The sequence below is a fragment of the Halomonas eurihalina genome, assembly GCF_008274785.1.
Classification (GTDB): Bacteria; Pseudomonadota; Gammaproteobacteria; order Pseudomonadales; family Halomonadaceae; genus Halomonas; species Halomonas eurihalina.
On sequence record NZ_VTPU01000033.1, the window covers coordinates 1 to 3,994 of the forward strand.

Sequence of the window (3,994 nt, forward strand, 5' to 3'; positions counted from 1 at the left end):
GTATCGCCCCGGGAGGACTGGAGACCCGTCGAGCCCCTGGAAGGGCGTGAGGCCACTGCCTGGCAGGCCATGCCGCTTGTACCCTGGACGGCCTGATAGAGTTGGCATCGACACTGCTTGCGATGAATAAAGGAAATACCATGACCACCCAAGCCAAGGAACAGGACGCTTCCGGCATAGCGCTGCGTGTCGGCGAGTATCTGACGCGCGGCCCCAACGAACTCTATGCCCTAAGCCCCAAGCCGATTCCTTTGGGTCCCACAGCGGGTGCTGGGGCGGACGTGGGGCGACTGATCTATCGCCGCGACGAGGCGACCCTGGACCTGCTGCATAACGTTAGCCGTAATGCCATGTTGGCCTGGGGGGGGGCGGCTGTCTGGATGATGTTTGCTTTATTAGGGGTATTCCTCTTTGTCGCCTTCGGTGCTGTTACTGGTGCTTCAAGCTGGTTGGAGGCCTGGGGAATGTGGGGGGGGGGCGCTTATATGGCGATTCTGCTTTTTACGGTAGGTGGACTATGGCTCCCCGATCTCTGGATTCGTGGCAATGCCCCGGTACGCTTTCATCGCCAGCGCCGCGAGGTGGCCTTCGTGGTGGAACACCCCGGGAGAAGGGTCTTTTTGCCGTCCCCTAGCGCTCATCTGATGTATGGTTTCTGGTTTGCGCTGTTTTCCATGAGTGGTGCGATGGCGGTCTTTGAGCTTGGAGACTTGGGCGATGTGGAGAAAACGTCGCATACACTTTTTTTCTTGGGGCTACACCTTCTCTTCTTCCCGGCGCTAGCCATCGGCTATGTGGCGCTGTATCGCGGGATTCGCCGCCTGGCCGGTTGGCGCAAGGAGACCGTCTTCGTGCCCTGGGAAGATGTGGTGGCGGTGGCCACGCGCAATATGGCGGTGACCGTTGGGGGACCGGCGGGCATCGGCTGGGAGCTACATATCCTGCCGCCGGACCCGGAGCGTCCGGGCTATAGCCTGGCGGGTGCCGGTATTTCTGCCAACGTGACCAGCCTGCAGATGGCGATGATGCAGTGGGAGCTGATCCGGCGCTACATGGAGGAAGGCCCCGAGGCCGTACCCGAGCGCGCCGACGACTACAGCATGGCCTGGTACAAGGACGAGATGGCCCGGCAGAGGCGGCGCCACGAGCGTGAAGGTAAGCCGTTTTGGCGCTATCGCCTGGGTCGCTGGATGGAGCTGGCCTACTTCGCCAGTTGGTACACCGAGTACCGGGTCAACCACGTGTTGCCCAAGGCCATTCCCAAGGGCTGGATAGAGGAATGGTCCCAGCCGCTACCCGAAGCCGAATGGGCCAAACCGTCTGAGGAGCTCACCGATCTGAGCCGCCAGGTCGAAGCCGCCTATGAGCGTGGCAAGACCTTCCTCGACCTGGGGCCGGTGGAGGAACGTTTCGGCCAGTCAGGCGCCGGCGAAGTGCCGAAGGCGGCCTATCGAAGCGTGCCTTTCGCCGCTCACTCGGGATAAACCTTGTCGTCGCAATCAAGGCATTGGCTGCCTTACCCAAGGGCAGCGCCCGGGTAGCCGATCAGGTAAGCAATGTGATCTCGCCGGACGGGGCATTGATCGCCCGCCAGCAGAGTCGCGACGAGGAGCCAGAATTTCTTGCCCCCGGAATAGGTGAGTTCCGCATGGCCTGCCCCTCCATGTAGCTGATGGTCGATTATTCGGCCCCGGTGCCGGAATTGAACGATCGGGTCAGTCTGCTGGCGCAGCCGGCGAGCCTGACCTGGCGCTGGAACAAGCAAGGAGGCAGGACATGACGGACGCAGTTCAGCCGGAAGGATACGAGGAGACGGCTTTCACAGCCGAGCGTATCCCCCGCCAGGCGCCGCCCCCCCCCAAGGGGAAACTGGGCAAGTTGGGGGACGCCTTCGATGTGGCGCGCCTCCCCTGGGGGAATTATATAGGTATTAATCCCTCGGAGTTTGAGTATGAAAATAAGATAGGGTGGATGAGAAGCTATAAATATATGGGAGAGAAGGACTACCATGATTATAATATGATTAATGAATCCCGGTGGTCACAGTTTGTCGATGAAGATATTAGCTTGATTTATCGCTTTCTGCGTTTCTGGTTTGTTGTTTTGACGCATTTTTTTAGTTTTATTGGCGGGGCAGGTTGGTTCGTTACTGGTGTAGTAGCGGTTTGTACTATCTTGTTTTTATTTGCCGCAGATACCATCCTGGCTGCGTTAACACCTCTGGCCATCGTAGTGGCAGTTTGCGGGTTATGTACTGTCCTAAGAAGACTCTTCGAAACTCAGAGCATTCGTTTTTACAAGAGCAACAAGAACTGGTCGGACGATGTCGCCTTCTGCCGCCGTTCCGGCCTGGTCAAGAGCTTTCAGGGCAACTTTCCCTTCTACGAGTTCGATGCCTTCATTGAAATGAGCGCGGACATGAAGGGTAACCAGTATCATACTCTCAAGGTGCGCCATCGCTATCCGCAGTTCAGCAAGGACAATCGCAGCGGCCTGCCGTTGGAATTCACCTTTCCCACCGATACCGGCAGCATCGCCGAGCGTTATGCCATGTGGGACATGCTGAGCCGCTTCATGGACGTCAGCCAGCCGCTGCCGGATATTCCCCGGCTCGAGCCGTTTCGTCATCTCGACCCGACCACTCGGGCCTATGACGAGGCTGGCAAGCGTGGTCGCCCGGCCACCTACTGGCGTGATCTCTACGCCAAGGTGGACGAGAAGGAACTGACGCGCTTGCGGTGGGAACATCACGAGAAAGTGAATGCCGCTCCCTGGGGCAGCCGCCCCGACCTGATGGCCCAGTCGGTGCCGGGCTATGAGAACAGCTACACCGCCGAGCCCGAAGACGTCAACGCCTACGCGCACGCGCCCACCAAGAACGTTCGTTTCGTTGAGCGCCCCGATGCTGCCTCGTCGGAAAGCTCGTCAGACCAGCAAAATACCCAGCGCTGAACGTCGAAAGCCTCGGTGACTAATGGCGTTACCGAGACATTTTTTCACTGCACGGCAAGGACGCCGTGCCCATCAATTTCCGCCAGGGAAGGCGCGCTGTCGTCTACCCCAGCGGTAGCGTGCCCAAGGAAATACCATGACCACCTCAGCCAAGGACCAGGACGCTGCTGCCATGGCGCTGCGCGCCGGCGAACATCTGACGCGCGGCCCCAACGAACTCTATGCACTCAGCCCCAAGCCTGTCCCGCTAGGTCCCACAGCCGGGGCCGGCGCGGACGTTGGCCGGCTCATTTTTCGCCGCAACGAGGCAACGCTGGATCTGCTGCATAACGTCAGCCGCAACGGCATGTTGGCTTGGGGGGGGGGTAGTAGGTATGTTCCTCTTCTTGATTTTTGTCTGGGCTTCAACCGTCTTTATGGTCTTTTATGGGGGCTTTACTTGGGGAAATGCCCTAGGAATATGGGGGGGGGCATACGCGGGTGTGCTGTTCTTTGGGGCGTTGCTCGTGCTTCCCGATCTCGCCATACGCAGCACTGCCCCGGTACGCTTTCATCGCCAACGTCGTGAAGTGGCCTTCGTGGTGAAGCACCCCGGGCGAAGGGTCTTCTTGCCGGCTCCCAGTGCTGATCTGATGTATGGGTTATGGTTTGCACTGTTTTCCACCAGTGGTGCTGTCGCGCTAGTTGGTCTCGGCTTCCTGGGAGCAGAGGAAAAATTTCTGGGGCCAACGGGCATCAAGTGGGTGGCGATGTTTCACCTAGCCATCTTGCCGGTGCTGGCCATCGGTTATGTCTTCATTTATCGCTGGGTGCACCGCCTGGCCGGTTGGCGCAAGGAGACCGTCTTCGTGCCCTGGGAGGACGTGGTGGCGGTGGCGACGCGTAACATGGCGGTGACCGTCGGCGGCCCGGCGGGCATCGGCTGGGAGCTACATATCCTGCCGCCGGACCCGGAGCGTCCGGGGTATAGCCTGGCGGGTGCCGGTATTTCTGCCAACGTGACCAGCCTGCAGATGGCGATGATGCAGTGGGAGCTGATCCG

Annotated in this window: 2 protein-coding genes and 1 pseudogene; all 3 read left to right on the forward strand. The window is 59.6% G+C overall.

The genetic code is table 11. The features are described from left to right. The first annotated feature begins 140 nt into the window (after positions 1 to 140). On the forward strand, positions 141 to 1,484 hold the full coding sequence (locus tag FZZ93_RS18045; RefSeq protein WP_149323685.1) for a hypothetical protein: 1,344 nt from the start codon (positions 141 to 143) through the stop codon (positions 1,482 to 1,484). A 292-nt stretch (positions 1,485 to 1,776) separates the two neighbouring features. Continuing rightward, positions 1,777 to 2,952, forward strand: a complete 1,176-nt coding sequence (locus FZZ93_RS18050) for a hypothetical protein (protein ID WP_149323686.1) — start codon at positions 1,777 to 1,779, stop codon at positions 2,950 to 2,952. A 506-nt stretch (positions 2,953 to 3,458) separates the two neighbouring features. Continuing rightward, positions 3,459 to 3,994, forward strand: a pseudogene (locus FZZ93_RS18055) (hypothetical protein); the annotation flags it as partial.

Bases quoted from the DNA above. Each gene is read 5' to 3' on its own strand.
- FZZ93_RS18045 (WP_149323685.1), top strand. From the start codon at position 141: ATGACCACCCAAGCCAAGGAACAGGACGCTTCCGGCATAGCGCTGCGT.
- FZZ93_RS18050 (WP_149323686.1), top strand. From the start codon at position 1,777: ATGACGGACGCAGTTCAGCCGGAAGGATACGAGGAGACGGCTTTCACA.